The sequence below is a fragment of the uncultured Roseibium sp. genome (genome assembly GCF_947494555.1).
In the GTDB taxonomy this organism is placed as follows: Bacteria; Pseudomonadota; Alphaproteobacteria; order Rhizobiales; family Stappiaceae; genus Roseibium.
The window spans coordinates 1,062,396-1,085,480 of record NZ_CANLVF010000002.1 but is presented as its reverse complement, the minus strand read 5'-3'; the positions used below and the strand labels follow the sequence as shown (position 1 = coordinate 1,085,480).

At 56.2% G+C, this 23,085-nt stretch carries 22 protein-coding genes; 12 read left to right on the top strand and 10 right to left on the bottom strand.

Going from position 1 to position 23,085, the window contains the following annotated elements:
- Positions 1-286: 286 nt before the first annotated feature.
- From Q0915_RS13500 to Q0915_RS13480, 5 genes are read right to left on the bottom strand one after another with little or no spacing between them, the layout of a single operon-like run.
- Positions 287-1,045: a polysaccharide deacetylase family protein gene (locus tag Q0915_RS13500; protein WP_299472046.1), complete on the bottom strand. Its 759-nt coding sequence runs from the start codon at positions 1,043-1,045 to the stop codon at positions 287-289.
- Complete coding sequence (locus Q0915_RS13495) at positions 1,042-2,196, bottom strand: glycosyltransferase (RefSeq protein ID WP_299472045.1); 1,155 nt, start codon at positions 2,194-2,196, stop codon at positions 1,042-1,044. Before Q0915_RS13495 ends, Q0915_RS13500 begins: the two co-directional genes overlap by 4 nt.
- Positions 2,193-3,323, bottom strand: a complete 1,131-nt coding sequence (locus Q0915_RS13490; protein ID WP_299472044.1) for a glycosyltransferase family 4 protein — start codon at positions 3,321-3,323, stop codon at positions 2,193-2,195. Before Q0915_RS13490 ends, Q0915_RS13495 begins: the two co-directional genes overlap by 4 nt.
- 22 nt (positions 3,324-3,345) lie before the next feature.
- Positions 3,346-4,566 (bottom strand): glycosyltransferase family 4 protein, encoded by a 1,221-nt coding sequence (locus Q0915_RS13485; protein ID WP_299472043.1) that lies wholly within the window; start codon positions 4,564-4,566, stop codon positions 3,346-3,348.
- 27 nt (positions 4,567-4,593) lie between these two features.
- Entirely contained in the window at positions 4,594-5,829 is a 1,236-nt protein-coding gene (locus tag Q0915_RS13480) for a glycosyltransferase (protein ID WP_299472042.1), read from the bottom strand.
- 282 nt (positions 5,830-6,111) lie between these two features.
- Here Q0915_RS13480 and Q0915_RS13475 point away from each other — a divergent pair, with 282 nt between their 5' ends.
- The 9 genes from Q0915_RS13475 (at position 6,112) to Q0915_RS13435 (ending at position 17,074) form a co-directional block, all read left to right on the top strand.
- The gene (locus Q0915_RS13475; RefSeq protein ID WP_366525286.1) at positions 6,112-8,631 is read left to right on the top strand and encodes an ATP-binding cassette domain-containing protein; all 2,520 of its coding nucleotides are present in this window, start codon (positions 6,112-6,114) and stop codon (positions 8,629-8,631) included.
- A 98-nt stretch (positions 8,632-8,729) separates the two neighbouring features.
- A complete protein-coding gene (locus Q0915_RS13470) occupies positions 8,730-9,188 on the top strand; it encodes a Crp/Fnr family transcriptional regulator (RefSeq protein WP_299472040.1) in 459 nt (152 codons plus the stop codon).
- 10 nt (positions 9,189-9,198) lie between these two features.
- On the top strand, positions 9,199-10,023 hold the full coding sequence (locus Q0915_RS13465) for an MBL fold metallo-hydrolase (protein ID WP_299472039.1): 825 nt from the start codon (positions 9,199-9,201) through the stop codon (positions 10,021-10,023).
- 354 nt (positions 10,024-10,377) lie between these two features.
- The gene (locus tag Q0915_RS13460) at positions 10,378-11,127 is read left to right on the top strand and encodes a VPLPA-CTERM sorting domain-containing protein (RefSeq protein ID WP_299472038.1); all 750 of its coding nucleotides are present in this window, start codon (positions 10,378-10,380) and stop codon (positions 11,125-11,127) included.
- A 456-nt stretch (positions 11,128-11,583) separates the two neighbouring features.
- On the top strand, positions 11,584-12,735 hold the full coding sequence (locus Q0915_RS13455) for a helix-turn-helix transcriptional regulator (protein WP_299472037.1): 1,152 nt from the start codon (positions 11,584-11,586) through the stop codon (positions 12,733-12,735).
- 96 nt (positions 12,736-12,831) lie between these two features.
- Positions 12,832-14,190, top strand: coding sequence for an adenylate/guanylate cyclase domain-containing protein (locus tag Q0915_RS13450; protein WP_299472036.1), 1,359 nt, complete (start codon positions 12,832-12,834; stop codon positions 14,188-14,190).
- Between the two features lie 175 nt (positions 14,191-14,365).
- A complete protein-coding gene (locus Q0915_RS13445) occupies positions 14,366-15,133 on the top strand; it encodes an SDR family NAD(P)-dependent oxidoreductase (protein WP_299472035.1) in 768 nt (255 codons plus the stop codon).
- A 185-nt stretch (positions 15,134-15,318) separates the two neighbouring features.
- Positions 15,319-15,816 (top strand): hypothetical protein, encoded by a 498-nt coding sequence (locus Q0915_RS13440; protein WP_299472034.1) that lies wholly within the window; start codon positions 15,319-15,321, stop codon positions 15,814-15,816.
- Between the two features lie 13 nt (positions 15,817-15,829).
- Positions 15,830-17,074 (top strand): biotin/lipoyl-binding protein, encoded by a 1,245-nt coding sequence (locus tag Q0915_RS13435; RefSeq protein ID WP_299472033.1) that lies wholly within the window; start codon positions 15,830-15,832, stop codon positions 17,072-17,074.
- A gap of 98 nt (positions 17,075-17,172) precedes the next feature.
- On the opposite strand, the gene Q0915_RS13430 is transcribed toward Q0915_RS13435, so the two are convergent.
- The gene (locus Q0915_RS13430) at positions 17,173-17,529 is read right to left on the bottom strand and encodes a cupin domain-containing protein (protein ID WP_299472032.1); all 357 of its coding nucleotides are present in this window, start codon (positions 17,527-17,529) and stop codon (positions 17,173-17,175) included.
- Positions 17,530-17,755: 226 nt separating this feature from the next.
- Complete coding sequence (locus tag Q0915_RS13425; RefSeq protein WP_299472031.1) at positions 17,756-18,142, bottom strand: VOC family protein; 387 nt, start codon at positions 18,140-18,142, stop codon at positions 17,756-17,758.
- A gap of 101 nt (positions 18,143-18,243) precedes the next feature.
- Here Q0915_RS13425 and soxR point away from each other — a divergent pair, with 101 nt between their 5' ends.
- A complete protein-coding gene (gene soxR, locus Q0915_RS13420; protein WP_299472030.1) occupies positions 18,244-18,708 on the top strand; it encodes a redox-sensitive transcriptional activator SoxR in 465 nt (154 codons plus the stop codon).
- Between the two features lie 90 nt (positions 18,709-18,798).
- On the opposite strand, the gene Q0915_RS13415 is transcribed toward soxR, so the two are convergent.
- Positions 18,799-19,056, bottom strand: a complete 258-nt coding sequence (locus Q0915_RS13415) for a YjhX family toxin (RefSeq protein ID WP_299472029.1) — start codon at positions 19,054-19,056, stop codon at positions 18,799-18,801.
- Positions 19,057-19,301: 245 nt separating this feature from the next.
- Positions 19,302-19,556 carry a hypothetical protein gene (locus Q0915_RS13410; protein WP_299472028.1) on the bottom strand — a complete coding sequence of 85 codons (255 nt, stop codon included), beginning with the start codon at positions 19,554-19,556 and terminating at the stop codon, positions 19,302-19,304.
- 283 nt (positions 19,557-19,839) lie between these two features.
- Here Q0915_RS13410 and Q0915_RS13405 point away from each other — a divergent pair, with 283 nt between their 5' ends.
- Positions 19,840-20,142: a phosphatidylglycerophosphatase gene (locus tag Q0915_RS13405; RefSeq protein ID WP_299472027.1), complete on the top strand. Its 303-nt coding sequence runs from the start codon at positions 19,840-19,842 to the stop codon at positions 20,140-20,142.
- 18 nt (positions 20,143-20,160) lie between these two features.
- On the opposite strand, the gene Q0915_RS13400 is transcribed toward Q0915_RS13405, so the two are convergent.
- Positions 20,161-20,403, bottom strand: a complete 243-nt coding sequence (locus Q0915_RS13400; RefSeq protein WP_299472329.1) for a DUF6455 family protein — start codon at positions 20,401-20,403, stop codon at positions 20,161-20,163.
- Positions 20,404-20,627: 224 nt separating this feature from the next.
- Between Q0915_RS13400 and Q0915_RS13395 the strand changes: the two genes are divergently transcribed.
- Positions 20,628-23,081: a flagellar hook-length control protein FliK gene (locus Q0915_RS13395; RefSeq protein ID WP_299472026.1), complete on the top strand. Its 2,454-nt coding sequence runs from the start codon at positions 20,628-20,630 to the stop codon at positions 23,079-23,081.
- Positions 23,082-23,085 lie beyond the last annotated feature (4 nt).

Genomic DNA, 23,085 nt, shown 5'->3' with positions numbered 1-23,085 from the left:
TTGTGTTCTCACTTGTCATTCCTGCGAAGGCAGGAACCCAGTAACCACAACCCCTTCGTTGTGTCGAACGCTCCCAAGGTAAGACGTCCTGCCAGTTTCTCTGTACCTGAGGTGCGAGCGCATGCTTTGGCCAAAACCAGCGCCGGCCGTCGCTCCGTCATTCCCGGTCGAGCCGGGGACGTCTCTTTGCGGGGAAATGTCTTGCCGGAAAGTCAAACGCGGGAAGATACGGCAAGGTCATCATCAAAGATGAAGTGACTCGAAACGGTGCGCAGCCGGGATTTCCTTAAGCGAACAACCCTTTCACCGCCGGCCATGCGGCACCTTCATGATCTGTAGCGATTGAAAGGAACTCGTCCAGAAATTCAAAACTGGCTTCGTCATGCGCCAGATGATGCGTCAGCAGACCGACCGGTTCATTGCCGGTGTTCCTGCGACGGCATAGCTGCAGATCGAAACGAAGGCGTGCACTTTCCCAGCCGATGAAGCGCACCTGCTTTTTCCATTTCAAAATGTCGATATGCGACTGAACCTGATGATCATGAGGGAAATTGTGAAAGGTGAATGTCGACAGTCCCGGCAGACCGATGCCTGGCAAACGCCGTGAGATATCCGGATCAATCCTGTTCCAGGGGGGCACGATTGCAGGAATGAACCTCTCGCCGAAAAGGGTTTGAAGCCGCGCTTTTCCCTCTGAGAGCTGCGCCATCAGTTCGTCCGGGTCGCGTCTTGATCCGAGCTCGGCCGCCTTTTCACGCTTTTCCTTCAACTGAAAATTTTTGTGCTGCCAGCCATGTTGCAAAACAAAGGCGTGCGGCTCGTTCAAAAGACGCTCGGCGAGCGCATCCGTTGCATCCTTCGGGATAACTGCCAGGGCAAGGTCGATCTCGTGTTCGTTGGCGATCTTCAGCATGCGATCGAGTGCCGGCGTCGGTTCGATTGCATCATCGTCTCGCCACCAGAAGCTCACCTTCCGGCCGCGCGCGGCGAACCAGTCGAGATGCCGGACAAGTTCGTCCTTGAATCGTTTCCGCTCGGGCGTCATGAGCTTCTGGCTTCCATATCGCGCATCAGGATATCGGCGCTATTTGTAGCGCCGCCGAGCTGCACATGGTGATGGCTGCGGGGGAGGGCAAGTGCGTCGTCGACCGCCGCCGCGAGGCGCTCGGGTGTCAGGCCGGCTTCGGGTGCGACGATGGCACGGCCATGCCGCGCGAGCGCTTGTGCGCGCTGAGTCTGTTCTGTTTCGTTTTCCTGCGCAAACGGCGCGAATACAGCCGGAACACCGGCAACGAGAACGTCGAGGACGGTATTGTAGCCAGCCTGGCTGATTGAAAGTCGAGCCCGTTTCAAAAGGTCAGGAAAGTCCTTTCGTGCCCGCTGGACAATCACGCCTTCGGGCGCACTTTTCTCGTAGATCGCAAAGGCGTCTTGCGAAACATCGTGGCCTATCAGAACGCGCCAGGCGGTGTCTTCCGCACGCCGGCTGAGGGGTCTTGCCTCGAGCGCCGCTGAAAGCAGGGCTTCCGCGACCGCGCCTCCACCGCATGAAACGATGACCTCGTCGTTTCCGTCCGCAGTTTCCGGCGCGGTGCGTTCGTCGCCGCCGACATACCCGGTGTAGCGAACCAGATGCTCCACTTCTGCAGCAAACGGAAAGCTGTCGGCGAGCGTTATGAAATCTGGATCTGCATGAATGAGAACGCGATCGTAATATTTGAGCGCCTGGTCAGCCATCCACTTTTCTTTCCAGAGCTCCTTCTTGCGCACGAGAATGTCCCGGATAGATGTTGCAATCACAGGTGCCCGGTCTCTTTCTTTTGCGCGGGTTAAAAGCGGTGTCAGTTCAAAGTCGAGCTGGCGGCGGCCGAAAGGATAGGTTTCGGTCAGCAAAATATCGAAATCGTCTGACTCGAACGCTTGAATCGATGCTTTAACACGAGCCGATTTCCACGTGTCGTCAATATCTTGCCCCTCCAGAGTCACAAGCCGCTTGAAGGTCGCGTCCGGGCTTTTGCATGCAGGCAGTTCGATGACCGTGAGACCAGTGACATCCAAAGTCGGCGGGATCCTGTTTCCGCTTGCCAGGGTGACGTGGGCTCCGCGCGCCGCAAGGGCCTTGCCGATCTTTGCAGCCCTGACCACATGGCCTGTGCCAAGAAGGTGCTGCACATGAATGAAGGCCTTGAACGTCAATGTGCCGGGCCTTTTTGTCCGTGAGCATGATTCCGGATCGCCGTCTGTAGCAGGCCCTCGAGCCGAGTACCTCCAGCTGCCAGTGTATGATGTTTTTGAATATGGGCGCCTGCTGCGTGTCCCATCCTGTCTGCGAGGGCAGGATCCTCGATCACTCTGGCAAGACTGGCGGCAAAGGCCTCCGCATCTCCTTCCGCTGAGAGCAGACCTGTCTCACTGTCTCGAACGATATCAGGTACCCCGAACGTGTTGCCTGCAATCACGCCAGTTCCGCTGGCCTGGGCTTCCAGGAAAACAAGGCCGAAGGCTTCGCGAATGGCCGGCCAGACCAAAAGATCAGACTGAGCGTAGAAATCTGGCAACTGTTCTGGCTCGGCGGCACCGGCCCATGTCATTTTGCGCGCCGGGAAGAGTTTGAGCACATGCTCTCTCGCCGGACCGTCGCCGACAATCGTCAGGTGCCATGGCAAATCGGCCAGGCGGTCCAGTGCTGCGGCCAGCACTTCATAGGACCGCATTTTGTCGCCTTCGCGCATCATGGCAACCGTCAGCAGTTTCAGGGGCGTTGACGCCGGAGCCTTTCGTGTCACTGCCGCGGCCTTTTGAAAGGGGGCAGCATCAAGGAAGGGGAGAAGGACTTCCAGGTGGGATTCGGGAACGACGGCTCTAAGACACTCAGCATCCGCATTGTGGATCGCAGCGACGGCGTCGGCGCGCTTGAGAGCATTATCGGCAGCCGCAAATCCGTAAGCCCAGTTTCCGGTCTGACGTTTGGGTGCCCGGCTGGCTTCGACAACGGCATAGGGCAGATCAAGCCGCTCGCACAGTGCGGGGCCAATCCAGTCCGGTGCCTTGTGATAAAGATGATAGGTCAAAAAGACATCCGGTCTATAGCATTGCCGAGACCAGTCATCCGCAATGCGGTCCGCTTCTTTCAATGCGTCTCGCTCAACCTCTTGCTGGATTTCGCGGCTGCCTTCCTTGCGCCAGGACCGAAAGGTGCTTGCGATGCTCATGTCATGGCCTGCCACTTCCAAGGCCTTGACGATCAGCCGCCCCATGGTCCGGTCGCCGGAGGGAACCGGATGGTCCAGGGGTTTCATGGGGGCTGTGAAGGCGATTTTCATGAAGCCCTTCCGTTCAGACTGCTCAGAGCACCGGCCGAAATTTTGCAGCAAGCCGGTCGAGGCCCGGATCGGTCGAGAAATGCGTGCGCACTCTCTTGGCAGCTGCAACGCCCAATGCGCGCCTGCGTTTGGGGTCTTTTATCAGCCCTTGCAGACCCTCGGCGAGTTCTTCCGGCGCGCCGGGTTGAACAAGGACGCCGGTTTCGTCGTGCAATATCAGCTCCGGGATTGCGGATACCTCAGTCGAGAGACAACAAACTCCCATGGACTGGGCTTCCATCAGAACATTGGGCAAGCCGTCGCGATCGCCGGTTTTGGCGAGTTTGGATGGAAGAACGAAAAGATCTGAGTTCTGACAGGCCGCAATGACCTCTTCACGCGGTTGCGCGCCGCGCCAGACGATCTTGTCGGACAGCCCGAGATCTTCAGCCTTGGCCTTCAAAATGTCGGAAAGTTCGCCGCCGCCAATATGCGTGAACCGCCAGTTGAGCGACTTCGGCAATCTTGAAAGCGCGACAAGCAGATCGTCATACCCCTTTTTTTCCACCGCGCGGCCGACGGACACCAATCTGACCGGTTCGCTACTGCCGTCACGTGTTGAAGCAGTTGCTGCAGGCTCCGGAAATCCGGAAAAATCGAGGCCGTGATAAAGAAGCTCGACCTTGTCGGGAATGGCGGACAATCCGCTGAGATAGTCCGCGTTGACCCGGGTGCAGGTCACGCCCCAGGCGGCATCGTTGATCTTTGTTTCCAGATCCCACACCGGACTTGTCCAGATGTCCTTGGCGTGTGCGGAAAACGACCATTTGCGGCCCGAAAGATGCGCGGCATAACGCGCTGCAGAACACGGCGTATGCAGATAGTGGGTGTAAATCCAGCTAACGTCATTCGGCAGTTCATGTGCGAATACGCACCCTTGTGCCCATCGCCGCCTGCGATCGGCGGTCGGTTGACGCGCAAAGTCTGCGTCGAACAGCGCTTTCGCCGCGCTGTATGTCGGCTGGTTCTTCGCCCATTTCTTTGCTTTTGCAACGCGCGCGGGATCATCTTTCACATATTCCGGCAAATACATGACTTCGGCCGAGATCTGCCTGTGAAGGTCATGAATGTACGGATCATAGGGTCTGCGAAGCGCGACAATCAGAATCTCGATGCCCCGTCGCTCAAGGCCGAGCATCTCCTGGGCAATAAAGGTTTCGGACAGACGCGGGTAGCCTTTGACCACGACGGCGATACGGGACATATGCGGGACGGTTCCAGACGTTTGGGATTAAGCTTGCGCCGACTTGAAATTGACCAGTTTTCGGGCGGCATCCTCCGACTGGTATGTACCGAAAATCTCGCCGACACGCCCAGAGATAACATCCAGTCCGTCAAGAAGATTGTCGACGCCTGCAGAAGACGGCGGTTTCAGCGTCGGCAGGTCGGACAGGGCCGCGGCCATCAGGTCGGAATCCGGATAACGGTCGATCGGCAGAACCTTCAACAGGCCGCTCTGTTCCGCCCGTTCCGCACGGATCGCCTGTTCCCTGCGTGGTATCACGCGCGGCACCATGAGGGTCGGTTTGTCGAATGAGAGGATTTCGCAGAACGTGTTGTATCCGCCCATGCCGACAATCGCCGTCGCGTTCGCCAGATAGGGTTCGATTTGCGGTGTGAAGCGTATGATTTCGACGTCGCGCAGATGTTCGGCGCGTTCGCTGAACTGCGCTGCAGCGGCTGCCGGCATGAAGGGGCCGAGCACGATCAGTGCCGGAAAGAGCGGTCGCTGCCGGGTCTCATAGGCGCGCATGACCCAGTCGACCATTTCCACACCGTCGCCGCCGCCACCGGGCGTTACCAGAATGTAGGGCTCTTCGCCGAAAGGGGATGGGGCATGTTGTTCCAGAGCGGAGGTCGGCAGGTCGCGGCGCAGGTATCCCGTGTAGCGCAGCTTCTCCAGAACGCCGTCCGGCACCGATATTCCCTCTAGCGGATCACAGATGTCCTGCGGCCCATAGACCCAGATTTCGTCGTAGAGATCCTTCAGCGCGGGATAAACGTTCTTCCGCTCCCATTCCTCTTTGAGAACCTGCGGATCGTCCATGACATCGCGCAAGCCCAGGACCAGGCGTGTGTCTGTCTGTTTCAAGGCTTCCAATGTCCCAAGAACCTCGCCGCGCAGCCCGAGAGGCTCCTTGTCGACGATGAAGATGTCGGGTTCGAAAACCTTTGCCGTATGTTCGATAATCGATGAGCGGATCGCCAGCGTATGGTCGATATTGATATGGAGAGACAGGGGAGTGTACTCGCCATTGCGCAGCTTTATGACGCCTGGAATGCGCACGAAGTCGACGCGTGACCGGAACTCGAAACTGCCGATGATCGGAGACCCGGAAAGAATCAGCACGGAGAGCGTGTCGAAGTCTCCGACAAGTGAATGCGCAATCGCACGGCATCGTCTCAGGTGACCCAGCCCGAAGGAATCGTGGCTATAGATCAGAATTTTCGGCGTTTTGGAACTCATACTGCCCCTGATTTGTAATGCTGCCCTAGGAAGCTTATGTCTCAACTGGCCAATGGTTGTCACGTCCGGATATCTGCGAAGGTGCAATTTTCGGCTTCGAGCAGATATAAACTGTTTGTGGCAAATGCTAATCCTGGCTGGCGCATCGTATTTGGATGGCTAATATACCAAAAATGATCTGCTTGAACATAATTGATCCATAAGTGTTTGGACGAACGAATGGAAAAAGGCCTTTTTGGATTTATTTGGAAGTATAGTGCTCGCCAGCAGATTTTTATACTCATGGTCACCGTTCTTACCTATCCGGTGGTCTATTTTCTGCTCGAACTACCGAAGCTGATCGTTAACGATGCCGTTCAGGGCGACAATTTTCCGCGCAATGTTTTCGGGTTCGATTTCGATCAGATTCCCTATCTTGTGCTGCTTTGCTTCACTTTTCTCGGTCTCGTTGTCGTCTCGAACGGGCTGAAATTCTATCTGAACATCTACAAAGGACGCCTCGGCGAACGGATGTTGCGGCGCTTGCGGTTCGAGCTGTTCCAGCGTGTCCTGAGATTTAGACTTCCGCATTTCCGTAAAGTAAGCTCCGGTGAAATCATTCCCATGATCACATCGGAAGTTGAAGATGTCGGTGGTTACATCGGCGAGGCATTCGCGCTGCCGGCCTACCAGGGCGGCATGCTCATCGTGCAGCTTGGCTTCATCTTCATGCAGGACCCGCTGCTTGGACTTGCGGCGGTCAGTTCCTATCCGATCCAGGGCTACGTGATCCCGATGCTGCAGAAGAAGGTCATTCTGCTGTCGCGCAAGCGGGTCAAGAATGTGCGCGTGATAGCTGACAAGGTTGGCGAGAGCATCACGGGGGTCGCCGAAATTCACGCCAATGATGCCGCAGCCTGGCACTCTGCTGACATATCCGATCGCCTCTATGAGAACTTCAAGATCCGCTACGAGATCTTCAATCGAAAGTTCCTCATCAAGTTCCTGAACAACTTCATGAACCAGTTGACGCCGTTCTTTTTCTACCTGATCGGCGGCTATCTGGTCATTCAGGGCAATCTCAGTATCGGCGCACTTCTGGCCGTGATCGCCGCCTACAAGGACCTTGCCGGACCCTGGAAACTTCTTTTGTCCTTTTATCAAATGACCGCGGATGTCAGCGTCAAGTATCAGACGGTCGTCGAGAATTTTGATCCGCCGGACATATACGACACGGAGCGCCTGACCGCCGATGGCGAGGTCAAACTCGATGGCGATGTCAAATTCGATCGCGTCAGCTTTTCGGGAGGTGCAGCCGGCCAGGAGGTCATGGATATTTCGCTGACTGTACCGGCGGGATCCTCCAGCGCCATCGTTGGCCCGGACGGGTCGGGCCGGTCCGAAGTGCTGCAGCTCGCCGCAGGACTTGTTTCGGCGTCTTCGGGAAAGGTTTTGATCGGCGATCACGATCTGGACAAGCTTACCGATTCAACACTCGGCCGCGAAATCGCCTACGTGGGCGGAGCCGTTCACGTGTGGACAGGAACAATTCGAGACAATCTCTATTATGGTCTGCGTCACAGACCGCTGGTCCCCCCCGAACGCAGCGCTGAAGAAAACAAGAAATACAAGCGGCGCGTCAACGAAGCCAACCAGACCAGGAATCCCGTCTACGACCTTGCTGCCGAATGGAACGACTTTGCCGCCGCAGGCGTTAATAACGATGCGGAGCTGGACGAAAAAGCACTTGAGCTGTTGGAGACGGTGCGCCTCGACAACGATATCTACCGGCTCGGGCTGCAATCCAGGTTCGACCCATCGATGAACGACGCTTTTGCGGAAAAAATTCTCAATGTCCGCAAGAGCCTGGCCGGCAGGATCGCCAACGAGCCTAAGCTGAGCGGTCTCGTGGAACTTTGGAACCGGGACAGCTTCAACGCCAGCGCCAGTCTGGCGGAAAACCTCTTTTTCGCCGTGCCGTCCGACCCCGAGATCACGATGGATCAAGTGCCGGATTTGAAAGAGGTCAAGACCTTCCTGTCGGAAACCGGCTTCGATCAGAAGCTCCAGCAGATCGGCCTGAAAATTGCCGAAACCATGCTGGAACTTTTCGCAAACGTGTCCGGTGACAGCGGTCTGCTTGGCGCATATTCGTTTATCAATCAGGACGAGTTGCCGGAATTCGAGAGAATAGTCAGGATCGCGAAGTCGGGGCAGCAGCGTCCCGGATTGACCGATGCGGACCGCTCGCGCCTTACCGGCCTTGCCTTCAAGCTTGTTCCCGCCCGCCATCGTCTGGGGGTCATGACCGACGATCTGCGCGATGAAGTTATTGAGGCGCGGAAACGATTCCTGGAAAGTGTCGTCAAAAGGGGAGACAGCTTTGTCGCCTTTGATCCGGATGTCTATCTGCCGCCGCTCACGATCGAAGACAATCTGCTCTTCGGCCGCGCACGCGTCGACCGCCGGGACGCGCGCCGCCGCATTGACAACGTCATTCGAACGATCGTCGAGGAGACCGGATTGCGTCATCCCATTATCTACGCAGGTTTCGGATATCACGTCGGTGTGTCCGGGTCGCGGCTTTCTGCCGGTCAGCGTCGGCGCATCGCGCTGGTGCGCGGTCTTTTGAAGAACGCAAAAATCACCATATTGGATGATATTGCGACTGGCCTGACCGAAGATGACAAGACCCTGCGCAGTGCCTTGCGGCAGGTCCTGTCCGAAAAAACCTTCTTGTACGGAACATCGAACGCGGAGATCGCCGCCGAATTTGATCAACGCTTCGTTTTGGATCAGGGACGGATTACAGATAAAGGGTAGATGATTGCCGGTGTGTGTGGGAAAGCAGAAGACCTGCAACACCGATTGCATGCCCAGATAAAAATATGTCAGAAGAACAATGAAGTCGGGAGCAAAGCATGACGCTTGAAACTGAAGTCGAAGCCCTTCGAAAGGTGCCGTTGTTTCACGGTATTGATGAAACCAAGTTGCGTCTGCTGGCCTTCATTAGTGAACGAACGGAATACACCACCGGTGAGCGCCTCTGTTCGCAAGGTGAGGAGGGAGACTGCGCCTTCATCATTCTTGCCGGCTCAGCAGACGTGCTCGTCGATACTCCGGAAGGCGAGAAAAAAGTCGCCCAGGTTGCAGAGAACTCCATCGTCGGTGAGATCGCCATTTTGTGCGATGTACCGCGAACCGCGACGCTTGTTGCTGCAAACGATATGGACGTATTAACGGTGTCCAAAGACGATTTCTTGAAACTATTGAAAGAATTTCCGGATATTTCACTGGAAGTCATGCGAACATTGGCATTGCGCCTTGAGCGGACAACCCGCGACTTGGCTGACGCCCGCCGGGGAGCTTCCGGTGCTTAGGGAGTAAAACGTGGCAGAGGAATTCTTACTTCGCTGCTGGGGTGTGAGAGGATCAACACCGACACCGGGTTCAAGCACGCTGCGTTACGGGGGAGAAACCTCCTGCTTTGAAATTCGGGCCGGAGACGCACTGGTGCTCGTGGACTGCGGTTCAGGCGCACGTAACTTTGGCATGGAACTCTGCAAGGCAAAGGCGCGTAAGTTCGATCTTCTTTTCACGCATACGCATCTTGATCACATCTGCGGGTTGCCTTTCTTCAAACCCGCCTACGACCCGAATTTCGCCGTTACGGCCTGGGCCGGCCATTTTCAGGACGGTACGAAGCTTGTCGATATTGTCAGCCGCATCATGTCGCCGCCAATATTCCCGGTTGCCGCAAAGACTTTGAAGGCGGTCGAGTTCAAGTCTTTTCGGGCCGGCGACAACATTCCGCGGTCGGATGATCTGGAGATCCGCACAACAAAGCTTAATCATCCCGGCGGGGCATGCGGGTATCGCTTCGATTATCGCGGCAAGTCGATTTGCATCATTACGGACCACGAACACGGCGATTCAGAAGTGGATGCTGCGCTGCCCGAATTCGTTCAAGGGGCCGACATCATGATCTATGATGCCATGTTCACGGACGAGGAATACGAAAATTTCAAGGGATGGGGGCATTCCACCTGGCAAAAAGCCGTCCAGCTTGCGCGTGTCGGGAAGGTCAAGACGCCTGTGCTGTTCCACCATGACCCCCGGCGTTCCGACGATGAACTTGATGAGATCGGCCTGGCTGCGCAAAGCGCCTACCCGGGAACACTTGTCGCCAGCGAAGGCATGATCCTAAGGCCTTGACCTAAGGTGCGACTTCCGTAGCTCGCATTAACGTTCGGGCTGTAAAGCCTGCCGCACGCGCACCTCAAAAAGGTCGATCGGGTATCGTCGGCCAGCCAGCCACAGGACGTGTTTCAAGACGCTGCTTCGCAGGTGGCCTTTCGATCTCGTCGCATTCCTTTTACCGCCGGGCAATTGAATACGGCGATTTGAATTTCTTATCCGGCAAGTGGCCGCCTGAGTTGCGGGAGCCTTGCCGATTGTTTGCGGTCTATTAAGGCACTTGCAGTCCTGGGGATATTGCGGTATTGCAACCAATGTGTTAATGAATGGTTGTAGTGTTTTCTAGGCAATTTTGACACCGGGAAATATAACGTGAAGAAGATAATTTTAAGTGGAGCTTTGCTGCTTGCAAGCGTCGGTATCGTCCAGGCTTCACCTGTGACATTCAATTTGTCCAAACACCCTGGCGATTCAACGAATTACTTCAATCTGTCGAATTCGTTCACGCTGACGGTGGATGGGCTGACGGCGACGTTCACGGCTGGTGCCTTTACAAACAATCTCGACAGCACCGGTGGCAACCGCAACATCACCTCCAACGGTTCGAACGGTTTCACCATCGGTGGACCGAGCAACACTTTGAACGCTACGGATGATGCGCGGATTGGCCGCTACTATGGTGGCGCGAGTGTTACCAACAGTCCCGGCGACAACAGTCACCAGGTGGACAGCAGCGGTTGGAACGACTTCATCACGGCGAGCTTCAGTTACAACGGCGAAGACGTCGATGTGGCGATGTCCTCGGTTTCGTTCAGCTTTTTTGACAGCCGGGACGATTTCCGTTGGGGTTACGACCTGAGCGGTGACGGATCCTACGGCGATGGCGACTTTCTGAGCCACAGAGAAGACGACAATCCGTTTTCGGAATTCGGTGGTGTAGAAAGCTCATTGTTCATGTTCGGTGCGTTTGACAAAGGCAGAAAAGAAAAAGACTACTGGAAGCTTCATGCCGTTACGGTTCACTTCGAGCCGCCGACGACCGTGCCGCTTCCTGCCGGTGGCTTGCTGCTTCTGAGCGGTCTTGGCGTTTTTGCCTTCGCGCGCAAGCGCCAGAAAGCCTGATAAGCAACATCATCAGAATTTGATTGGGCGGTCCACACTTGGGCCGCCCTTTTCGTTTGCCTTCCTGTTTCTGGAGAAGGGCGTGCGGTCTTGAGTGATATCGGCGATGCAAGTCCGATCAAGCTGCGCTGAGTAAGGCCAGAAGACCAGAAGACCAGAAGACCAGAAGAAAAAATGGCGGCCCAAATGGCCGCCCAAAAAACAACACAGCTAAAAAATTGATCGCTCGCCTTGTGCGGGAATGCGGGAATTCCCATGATGCACTCGGATTACAGACCGAGCAGCAAAAAGAACGCTGCCTCAGACTGAACAACACGATCAAGAGTTGTTTACTAGATGTATGCATTAATTGCATGGTCCAAATGGACTATATCGGACTATAAATTACGGGTTGCACGAAGGTTGTAGTGCGGCGGTGTGCCCGAAAGGCAACCAGGACCACATTTGGGGGAGCACGTGGTCGTAACGGCCGAAAAACTTGTCGAACTTTCCAACCTCGCTGCCGCCGCATCCATTGACCCGGCTCAATGGCAGGTGTTCCTGGATGCGATGGGCCGCGCGTTGGGCACGCAGGTTTGCACGCAGCTGATCGGCTACGACCAGCTTACGAAGGCGGCTCCACTGGCATACGCCTCCGGTTATGACCCGGAAATTCTCCATCTTTACGAGACTCATTTCGCGGACCGGAATCCGTTTGCCGAGAATTTCGGCCGGTGCGGCATCGGAGAATCGATCACAACACATGAGCTGTGCGCGCCGGACAAACTGAAACGCACGCAGTTTTACGCCGATATTCTGCAGCCGCTCGAAGACCTCTACGCCGGCGGTGGATCCATGCTCGCCTTCGATGCCAGCCGTATGTTTCTGATAGGCGGCAACATGCGCGCGAAAGACAAGGATAAGCATGAGGACGACTGGCTGAAGCTGTGCGTTAGGCTGGCCCCCGTTATCAGACAATCCCTGGAGGTCAATCGAATGATCATGGGGCTGAAGTTCGAAAAGTGGGCGACTGAAAGACATATGCTTGGCGCAGGCACATCGGTTTTGGTCGTGGATTCGGCCATGACGGTTCAGTATGCCTGTCCGGGGGGGCAGCAGTTGCTCGCTGAAGGCTCGCTGATCGGCTGCGACATGTTCCGCCGTGTGAAATTCGGCGCTGATCAGATGCAGGCACAGTTCGCCTCCTTGTTGCGCGGATCGGCCAACGGCAACTCGGACGTATTCAGCAATGCAAGATTGATCGACTCGAACGGCTGCGAGTGGATCTGCCGGACCCTGGCAATGAGTTTGGGCGATCTGGATCGGTCGCCATTTGGTGCGTTTTTGAATGGTAGCGGGAACGCGGTGTTGCTGGCTCTCAAAGCGGTCGACAACACGTCGTCTTCGGCGGAGCGACTGCAACGGGATCTTTCCTTGAGCAACGCGGAAGCAAAAACCGTTTTGATGCTCTCCAACGGACTGTCTCCGGCGGAGGTTGCCGCAGCGCGGAGCGTCAGTATTCACACCGTGCGAAATCAGATCAAATCGGCGCTATCCAAATCCGGTTGCAGAAGACAAGGTGAACTGCTGCAAAAGGTGGAACAATTGAGGTTAACCGGCGGCTGGTAGGTCTGAACCTTCACGAACGGTCACTTTCACGCGCAGCTTGTTGCGAAATTTCCGCCGAAGGGAGAAACTCCGGTCTGTTTTTGATAGTGGATCGACATGAGCTCTATTTCGCAATCACTTCGCTACATTTTTCAGGGCGGTCCGCCTGAGACAGGCATTCCGAACCGGGTGCGTGCGGAAATCCGCGCGCGTGAGGCGTCGTCGGAACGCCTGATCAGCTGGGTTCAGTTGGGTCTCGTCCTGTTTTTCTCGGTACTCTATGCCATAGCGCCGCGCGCAGAGGGCACTGCCGGCTTCAACTTCGTGCCGATAGCGCTTGGTGCATACTTCCTTTTTACCGTTTTGCGCCTGGTTCTTTCCTACCGGTTCGAGTTGCCGCAGTGGTACCTGCTGATTTCAATCGGTGTGGACATGGCGCTTCTCGTCGGTCTCATTTTTTCGTTTCACATTCAGTACGACCAGCATCCTTCGTTTTACCTGAAAACCCCGACACTGATGTATGTGTTCATCTTCATCGGCCTCAGGGCGCTCAGGTTCGATCCGCGCTTTGTTCTGACAACGGGACTTGTCGCCGTTGCGGGATGGCTTGGGCTTGTCTTCTACGCAGCCTTTGCCGACATGGATTCCATGCGCGTCACGCGCAATTACGTGGAGTACCTGACCGGGAACTCGATCCTGATCGGCGCGGAACTCGACAAAACCATGGTCATCTTCGCGGTGACGATCATTTTGTCGGTCGCTTTGTACCGTGGCCGGTCGATGCTTTTCGAGGCGACGCGGGATCAGGCGGCAGCGCAGGATCTGCGCCGTTTTTTTGCGCCGGAAGTAGCGGCATCGATCACCGATGCCCACACCGCTCTGGAGGCGGGTGAGGGGAGTTTGCGCGATGCGGCGATCCTTTACGCCGACATCCGCTCTTTCACATCGACCTCCGCGACACTGGAACCTGAGACAGTGCTGGCCGTTCTCGCCGAATATCAGAACCTCGCGGTCGAGGTGATCAATCAGGAAGGTGGCCGAGTGGATAAGTTTCTCGGCGACGGCATCCTGGCAACATTCGGCGCGGTCTACCCTTCTGAAACCTATGCCGCAGACGCATTGAGAGCGGCAGAAAGACTGGTTGCCTGTGTGGCCGCCGAGCAAGAGCGATTTACATCGGCGGGGTGGCCGGGTCAGCTCCGGATCGGGACCGCTGCGGCTGCCGGAACCGTAACCGTTGGAGTCATCGGGTCCAAGAACCGGCTCGAATTCACCGTGATCGGCGACGCGGTAAACCGTGCCGCCAAGTTGGAAGACGCCAACAAGGACCAGAATTCCGCCTCGCTGACAGACCAGCCGACATGGGAGCTTGCGCTGCGCCAGGGATATCACGCGACGCTTTTGGAAGTCCGGCCTTGTGTGAATGTCGCAGGGATACGCCAGCCGATCGATTTGGTTGTTGTTGCAGAGCAGTAGTTTGATTTGTTGCTGACCCTCGCCTGTGTCGCCCAAGGCTGGTTCACATGGTCACCGGAATGCACTTGACCCGCGATTGTTTCTGGGTCAATTTGTCGGTTGATTTTGACGTAATAGTCAATTGGTATAAAAAAGAAAAATAAAATCAATTGATTGACCGACTTAGGAGAGTTTCGTGAAGTTGGATTCAACATTGTCAGCGGTCGTAACCGGCGGTGCGTCGGGTCTCGGCGCGGCAACGGCAAGGATGCTCGCAGGGCAGGGCGTCAAGGTGGCTGTCTTTGACCGCAATTCCGAACAGGGACAGGAGACTGCGTTTGAAATCGGCGGTGTCTTTGTCGAAGTTGATGTCACAAATCAGCCCAGTGTCGAAGCCGGTTTCGAGGAGGCGCGCAAGTCTCACGGCCAGGAACGAATTCTGGTCAATTGCGCGGGCATAGCACCGGTCGCGAAAACCACCTCACGCGGCGAGCCCCACGCGATGGATATGTTTGAAAAGGTTGTTGCGGTCAACCTTATCGGCTCGTTCCGTTGTCTTTCGATCTCTGCGACCGGCATGGCAGCACTGGACCCGATTACCGCGGACGGCGGTCGAGGTGTCATTGTGTCGACAGCATCCGTCGCAGCCTTTGACGGACAAATCGGTCAAGTGGCCTACGCCGCCTCGAAAGCCGGCGTTGCGGGAATGACGTTGCCGGTTGCGCGGGATCTGTCGAAGTCCGGCATTCGTGTCATGACAATCGCACCGGGCATTTTCGAGACGCCTATGCTGCTCGGATTGTCGCAGGAAGTTCAGGATTCGCTCGGTCAGCAGGTGCCGTTTCCGTCCAGGCTCGGCAAGGCAAACGAATATGCCCAGCTTGTGAAAGCGATTTGCGAAAACGACATGCTGAACGGCGAGACCATTCGCCTCGATGGCGCAATCCGTATGGCGCCTCGTTAGGGCAGGCGCTCCTTTCGGCACACTGAACTTTTCGCCAGCTGAGAGCCTGCTGGGCGACTCATGAGCGGGGCCGCGCCATTGCGCGCGCACTTTCCTGTGCACCGGTAAACTCAAATTCCTTTTTGTTTGACGCCGGGTGGATACTGGAACACGTTGTCTCGTCGCGTTTATTTACGGATTTGAAAATGACTGAGAAAATGCACGAGCTTGCGCCTCATCATTTGCCCTTTTTCATTCCAAAGGCAGATGGAAGCGATCAGATGATGGTCACGGTCCTGATCGCGCTGATAGTGATCATCCTGCTGCTTGGCACCTTCTATCTCTATCTGCACTCTTTGCCTGAACGCCTTGCCCACAAGCACGGCCGAATTCAGTTTGAGCTTGTTGCGGTCCTGGGTCTCTTGGCACTCTTTACCCACAATCAGATTTTCTGGGTGGCGGCGTTGGTGCTCGCATTCGTTCAATTGCCGGATTTCATGACGCCGCTTGAGACAATCGCAAGTTCTGCAAGCAAAGCCGCACGAAAATACGCAGGCAAAGGCGAAGCAGACGCAGCACCATATACAGAGCCGGATGAGACACTGGAGGAGGTGGAATTCGAAGCCCCCACGCCTGCAGCCGGAGCCGTCAAGGAGCCCGCGAGCGAGCCGGCTCCAATTCAAGAAATCAAAGAAAAAGCGTAAGGAGGCAGGATAAGTGTTTGAAACCCTATTCTGTTCCATGGTCACGATCCTTCCCGATTACCTGTTCCGCCGCTATGTCCAGGGAAAACGCATCGGTCACGAGATCACGCTTTATTCGGTCTGGTACGAATTGCGCTATGGGATCGTGTCCTGCCTGATGCTCACGATTTCGCTGATAACTCTGATTTTTTACTTCCATCCCTCCTCAACAAGTGCGGTGTCCACTTTCCGTGTCCTGCCTATCCTTCCGGAAGGGTCGGGACGTGTCGCGGAAGTCTTTGTTCCGCTGTCGCTGGATACGGAGGTCAAGGCCGGCGACGCGCTTTTCAAGCTGGACAGCAGCCGGCAGGAAGCCGACGTCAATACGGCGAAGCAGCAGATTGCCGAAATTGAGGGTGAAATCGCCCTGGCGAAGGGAGAGCTTGCGGTTGCGACCGCCCAGGTCGAGCAGGCGCAAGCGTCTGTGAAGCAGGCGCAGGATGAACTCGACACCAAGCAGGAACTGTTCGACCGGAACTCCAACGTGGTCAGCGAGCGCGAAATAGAGACGCTTCAAACGACCGTCGACGCGGCCGAAGGTGCTCTGGCGGCAGCAGAAGCAAATAAGGAACTGGTGGAAACGAAGATCAATATTGCTTTGCCGGCAAGTCTTGAAAGCGCGCGGGCAAGGGAACAGGAAGCGGAAGTTGAACTTTCAAAAATGACCGTTTATGCGGGCGTCGACGGAACGGTGAGCCAGTTTGTTCTTCGCCCGGGAGACATCGTCAACCCGCTCATGCGGCCGGCTGGTGTGCTGATCCCGAGGGATTCACAGCAGGAACGCATCGTTGCCGGTTTCAGTCAGATCGAGGCTCAGGTCATGAAACCGGGCATGGTCGCGGAAGCGTTTTGCCCATCCGTGCCATTCACGATCATCCCACTGATCGTCACAGACGTTCAAAATGTGATCGCGTCTGGCCAGATAACGACGGGCAGCCAGTTGTTCGACACGTCGCAAACACCCCGTAAACAGGGCACCGTGACCGTGATCCTCGAGCCGCTTTATGAAAACGGGTTGGAGAAGCTGCCTCCCGGAGCAAGCTGTTCAGTGAATGCCTATACAAGCAATCACGAGCGTCTGACGACAGACGAAAACCTCGGCACAGGCGAATTCGTCTTTTTGCATGTCGTCGACACAGTCGGCCTCGTCCACGCAATCATGATCCGCGGCCAGGCCCTGAGGTACCCGATTTCGGCTCTGGTTCTGACAGGGCACTAAGCTACGCAATACAGCTGCGAGTGGGACTTCCACTCGCGGCACGAAATTGGCCTTCACTCGCTCTCAACGTATGCTTTGGTGCTGGTGCGCATCAGCCGTCAATTGCACCAGTGCAGGTCGTTCTCAACGACGTTCGTTTTGAAAACAATGTAGGTAAATGGAAAGTCGAAAGGATTTTCGGTCCCGTGAACCTCGAAAGGTTCGCATGTCAGGGTTTGTCCGGCTTCCATATCGAATTGTTTGCCGCCGATCCGGAACACGCCCTTTCCCGAGAGGACGTGGAAAACTTCTGTACAGGACTCGTGATAGTGCTCTTTGACCTGTGTATGGGGCGCTATCTCGACCAGTTGCACCACAGCCCCGTCTTGATTGACGTCCCGATCCTGCAACAGGATCTTCTTTCTGTATCCTGAACCATTCGTCCAGGCGACCTCTTCGTTGCGCACAAGCTTCATCCATCCCTCCCTTGCGAACCCTTTGAGGACTGCGGCGATTGATTGGCCGTAGTCCACGTTGGGTTTCGTCCTTGAAGGGGTGAGTGTTTCAGAAGAAAGTGCCAAAATATGGCCGCTGCAACTGCCGAGTTGCACAAAAAAACCTCAGCAGTTTGCAGCCATCAACGCCATGGAACTATCTCGGTCAGTCCCTTTTTGCTTCAGTGCGAAAACGAATGGCAACCCGTTATTTGTAACTGACGATCTCGAATTCAATCCCGTCATCGTCATCGAAATAGAAACGGCGCCCCGGTTCGTAATCCTGGTGATTGTGCGTTTCGTATCCGCCGGCCTTGATACGCGCTTCGGTCGCGTCGAGATCGTCAACGACCACGGCAATATGATTGAGCCCGCCATGGTGGCTGTAGCTTTCACCCCTGACCGGTGTTGTGTCGTTTGAGGGAGTATAAGCTGCAATGTAACTCGTCTCATTGCCGATGTGATAGGTGGTACCGCCATTTAACGCTGCGCCTTTCCAGCGCACTTTCCAGCCGAACCAGGCTTCAAGACGTTTGGCCGTCGCCTCCGGATCTGTCACCGTCACGTTCACATGTTCCAGAAATGCAGTGCTCATGATTGCGTCCTTTCAAGGTTTGACTCCTCGTGGACACTTGAGATAATTCCTCAAGTAAACTTGAGGTCAAGGGCGAAAAAGAGAATATTTTGAAAAAGGTTATGAAAGCGAGTGATCTTCTCTCCATCGGCGAGCTTGCCGAACGAACCGGCTTGGCCGTTTCGGCGATCCGTTTTTACGAAGAAAAAGGACTCGTCCATCCTATCCGCAACAAGGGTGGGCAGCGACGATTTCTGCGCGCTGACATAAGGCGGCTATCGTTTGTGCTTGTGGCTCAGGAGTTTGGTTTCACGATTTCGGAGATTGCTGCTCAACTTGGCCGCTTGCCGGAGGGGCGTGCGCCGACCAAGGCCGACTGGACCCGCATTAGCAGAGAATTTCGAAAACACCTCGATCTGCGGATCGAACGCATGGAGACTTTGAGAGACAAATTGGATGCCTGCATCGGTTGCGGCTGTCTTTCAATGAAATCGTGCCAGCTTTATAACGCCGGCGACGCCGCCGCGCGCCACGGCAGGGGACCACGCTATCTGCTTGGTGACAGTCCCGATGTGATTGAAACGTGAAGCCGATGATTGCGGTTTGTGGTTGGAAACCGTGGACCGCAAGCGCGCAGGCGACCGGTGCGCTTGCTTGTCTTTTAGAAGTTGAAACTGTCAACGGTTGTCCAGTTGCGATCTAACCCGTTTCAGCCCCAGCTGCGTAATCCTGTAGGGACCGCTGTTTCTGGAGGCGATCAGTCTCTTGTATTTGAGTTTACGGAACAGACGCAGGGAGCAACCACCCCAGTACCATCCATCCCGCGTTATTGTTTCCTGATTGGTGATGCGGCCGGCTTCGTCTTTTTCTACGCGTATGCAGCCACCTTGCGCCAGCAGGTGTAGCACCCGCTGTTCGGCTTTCGATATGTCCATTTGTCGGAAGAACCTGATTTTGAATGCAATTCTCCGTTCGCTGCCGCTATTCGCAAGCAGCGACGTCATGCATAACCCGGCCGTGCTTAGCCGGGTGCCTTCAGGACTCTTGTTGTCCGGACATAAAACCTCGTTAGTCGATGAGGGCCGGGTAGCACGGCAAAATGCCCCGCGCAACACCTTGAGCTCAGCCAACTTGTCTTAATGCAATTTCGCGAAGAAGTGTTGCGGTTCTGCTGCGGTCGTCAGCTGTGTTCCGCCGGCCAGTAGCCGTTCTCGGGGTTTCTTGAAACCGCGATCGCCGCGACGTCTTTTGAACCGCAGGAATTGCACGACAGCAATCCGCTCAATGTGGAAACTTTCTGATCCTGCGAGAAGCGCGAACCATTCATATAGCGGAAGCGGCCACAATGGGCGCAGAGTATGCCAAGTCTGCGATCGGACTTGCCCAGGGCTTCAATAGTGGGATCGTCGGCTTGAACAGTTGAGGTCAAAGACATGATGAAAATTCGTGCAAATAGAAAGTGCGTCCGAATGAGGTCGGATGCAAAACCGAGGTTGAAATTTAGGATAACACAAGTTTTAAAAAAGTAAAATACAGAAAATACAGGTGAGTGAGTATTCATGTCGCAATGAATTCGTCTGAAATCATTTGTTGATTAGAAAAATTCGGAAATAAACTGGAAATTTATTTGACCGTTTAGAAAAAAATAGAAAAACATTGCACAAAAACAGAAAGGATTAGGTCTCGCTTTTCAAGAAGAGCACAGTTATGAAAACGCAATGGAAATCTTGTCAGATACTTGGATCGATTTATTCGGCCTGTCCGGGCTGCTGAATCCGTTCGCTCTGCTCATCGGCGCGTATCTCGGATGGCGGGCAGATTCTCCGCAGAAACTTTGGATCGCGGGTTTTGCCGCTGCTGCGCTTTCGCTGATCCTTGAAGCGGCGGTCGGCATGCTGCAGCTGCCGCAACCGATCTCGCAGGACGCGGGTGCGCTGGCCATGTTCCCGTTCCGCTTTGTAGGTGGCGCGGCCGCTGGAAGCCTGGCGTTCTGGATGCAGCGCAGAAGAAATCGAACGTGAGTTAAAACTCCGGCGCGCTCAGTCTTCCAGCCAGCTTTTGAACAGCTCTTCGTTTGGGCAGCCCTTCATTGGGCTTGCTGCACCGTCAGGATGTTCCTGAAGCCATCTCTTGCAGGCCTCGGTGTTACCGCAATTGATACATCGGATCGCAGCGGAGCGTATCGCGGCATCGGAGTGAATTCCGGCCGGCATGTTCTTCATCGCGCCGATTGTGTCAAGCATTCTGCCCATCAGTTCAGCGCGCTCATTTAGGCGGTCCATCCAGTTCACGCTGTTTCTCCTTTGCGGCCTTGTTGTTCAAACAGGCTGTGCAAGTGTTTCGATTGTTCTGAACGGGATTCGTCTCCTTCAGGACATAACGTAAGTACTGTGAGAGGTTAACGCTTCGGCAGCATTGATCAGTGTCAAGGCTGTGCACGGATTGAGAATCCGGCCATACTTCCAGCTTGCGAATCTGCAATTGCGCACATGTGCGAGACGAGGCAATGGTCGAAACTGTTAGCGCTCAACCGCTCCCAAAAAGCTCCGCGGCTGCTTCCACTTCGCTTCGTCTTGAGCCTGGTACGCAGTTCCGCGCAAAAGTGGAAGCCAATCTGCCGGGTGGCATTGTGCGCCTCGCAACCGCAGACGCGAAAGTCGAGCTGCGCGTGCAAACGCCGCTGCCGCCCGGCGCCGAGGTGACCGTAACCGTCACGGGGAGCCGCCAGAACGTAGCGGTGCAAATCGCGGTTTCCCAACCCTCCGGGACGGTGGGACAGGACACCGCCCTGCCGCCTCAGGCACAGGTTGGTAATCAAGTCGGCACAGCTGCAGCCAAGGAAAACCCACCGGCGACGGCGGCAAGGACCGGATTGTCTCAGGCAAACGCTGTCCCTTCAAATGCGATAAAAGCGACACCTTCGCCAGCCGGCTCCGGGCATGCGCCTGCGCAAGGACCAACAGGGACTCAGATATCAGCCGCTCCCGGCGGCGGGGCCGGGGCAGGACCGCCAGCAACGAGTCAGGTGCTTCAGGGGCTGGCCAATCCAGCTACTGCCAGGACGACACCGCAAGCCGGTCAAGCAACCGGGACTCAGCCTGGCGGGTCACCTTTGCAGCGCGCCACTTTTGTGCCACCGTCAACGGCTGAAGCTGTGCTGCAAAGTCCTGCATCGCCGGTGCGCCAGGCAGCACCTGTCCCCGGCGCGCAGCCGGCAAACCCGGCCATCAGGCCAAATGCCGGCCATGGCAGCGGCGCACTGCCTGCACCGTCAGCCCGGTCCACTCCTTCGACTGGACCACAAGCCGCTCCTGCTCGTACATCCGCCGCGCCGGTCGCAACTGCGCCGGCAGCTTCCGGTTCGCCCGGCGCGCCTCCTATCCTTCCATCAGTGTCGGCCTCTGCCGCCGGGACTCACGTGGCGGCGCACGCGGGTGCCGCGCTCTCTGTGCCCGTGTCGGGAGAAGCGTCGGCGGGGCGAGTTTCCGGGCAAACACCGGCACAAACCGGATCGCAGCCATCCATAACGTCATCAGCCACACCCGCGTCCGCAGGATCAACTGGCCATACACCTCCGGTAACCGGTGCTGTAACGCAGGCGAAAACTCCGGAAGTGGCATCAACAGTAAAACCCGGTGCTCCGGCAATATCACCAGGCACACCAGGACCGTCGGCACTTGAAAGACCAGTCGTGCAAACGGAGCAGGGCCCGTTTCTTCCGGCTGGAAAGACACCCGTTGGTCCGCATACCGACAGGGCAATGGTGGCGGCAAGCACGACGACGGCAAGCACGACGACGGCGAGTACGACGGCGGCATCCCCTCCACGTGCACCTTTGCCGGTACAACAGGGAAACCAGCCGGTTCAGTCTTCGGGCCCATTTAAAGAAACGCTCCTGCTGCACAGTATGAAGGCAAGCGACGGGCTGAGATCTGCGTCAACCCAGTCCTATCAGCCTGCAGCGTCGGTTCGAACACAGCAGGCGTCTGCGCAACCGGCCGCAGGTAACGCCGTGAATCCTTCGCCTGCAGCCCAGATTGCCCGTGAGGTCATGCAGCCGCTGGGTGAACAGCAATCGGGTCTCGGAAGTCTTTATGCGCAGATAGGCAGCCTGATGTCCGCACAGTCATCCGGCCAGGTGTCCCTGCCTGACGCCGTTACCAAGGCCATGCAGCAGATCCTGGGCCTGCGGCTGAACACGGCGCAGAACATTTCTGGCCGGGACCTGCAACATGCAGTGCGCATGTCAGGGCAGTTCAGAGAGGCGTCCCTTGCAACACCTCAAATGCCTGCAAGCGGCACCCCGTTGGACCTCAAATCGGCGCTCTTGTCTTTCAAATCGCTCTTGAAGCAATTGGGGACGGGTGAACAGTTGACACGACCCGCCGGTCAACCCGCTCCTCCGTCCAGGCAGGACCCGCCCCAAGCTCAGTCCCAGCAGGCGGGGTCCGGGTTCTGGGCGGGCGCTGCACCTCGAAACCTGCAGTCCCTGATGAAGGAAACAAACGCGGCACTCGCCCGGGTGCGAATGACGCAACTTGTCAATTCCGGCCTCACGGGAGATGACCGGCCACAAGCCGCATCCCGTCCGATGGATATCGTTCTGGAATTGCCGCTGGCGCTGGGGCACGAAACGGCAGTTTTGCAAATGCAGGTCGGCAGGGATGGCACCGGTCAAAATGAGAACGAAGATGCTGAGCCTGCATGGCGATTGCGCTTCGCACTGGATCTGACCGCGACAGGTCCGCTTGAAGCAGCTGTCAGCCTTCGGGGCGGCGGCACCTTTGTCAGCCTTTGGGTCGAACGGAAGGAGACCTTCAACAATCTCGACGCCGTTCGCGAAACGATTGAGGCATCATTCTCGGACGCCGGGTTGGATCTGCAGGAGCTGCGGCTGGTCCGCGGGTTGCCACCAAGGTCTGCCGCCCAGTCCGGCGGTTTGATCGACAGGCAGTCATAGGGGG